The following is a 673-nucleotide window of genomic DNA, read 5'->3' as shown; positions in this document are numbered from 1 at the left end:
CTACGACGTGCAGGGGCGGCGTACTGCCGTCATCAGCAGCGCGCAGGAAGGCGCCATCGAGGCCTTTGAAAAGGCCGCCGATGCCGATGTGGCAGGCGGGATGCGGCGCACCGAAACCCGCTACGACCGACTCGGGCGGGCCGTGGAGCAGGTGCTTGCCGATCGATCCACCAGCGGACTCGGCGGCGGCGCCGAGGTGACTAGCAATACGGTGCTCGAATATCGGAAGCTGAGTTCGGCCCTGTGGACGGACTACTCCGGGGACGGGAGCGACCAGTATGTGCCGCCTCCGGAGTGGGTCGGCACGAACAGTGTCAGTGTGGCCTGGCCCGATCAGGACAACCTGGGTAACGGCGACATCAAGGTCGAACTGACCTACCGCACCGCCGGCCCTGCGGGCGTTGTTCGCACGCGCAGCTACGTGCTCGCCGGCACAGGCAGCGGCGCCACCTTGTCCTGGACCGACGTCCCGTCGACGCAGGAGGCGGGCGGCCTTGGGGAGGTGCTTTCGGTGCGCGTGCTCAAGCAGGACGTGCGCATGACCGCCGAAGGCCGGGAGATCTGGAAGGAGATCGGCTACGGCACGCAGCCCATCACCCAGGGCACCCGGCTCGTCGTGCCGCGCGCGACGGATGCGGTCGACGTGAACGACGACAGCTTCGGCGACCTCGTG

Annotated in this window: 1 protein-coding gene; it reads left to right on the top strand. The window is 68.2% G+C overall.

The window, feature by feature from the left end; translation table 11 throughout:
• A partial coding sequence (locus tag E8D38_RS28565; RefSeq protein WP_181179590.1) for a hypothetical protein occupies positions 1–673 on the top strand: 673 nt, incomplete at both ends.

The sequence above is a fragment of the Methylibium rhizosphaerae genome (assembly GCF_006386545.1).
Taxonomy (GTDB): Bacteria; Pseudomonadota; Gammaproteobacteria; order Burkholderiales; family Burkholderiaceae_C; genus Pseudorivibacter; species Pseudorivibacter rhizosphaerae.
This window is presented reverse-complemented; position numbering and strand designations above follow the sequence as displayed.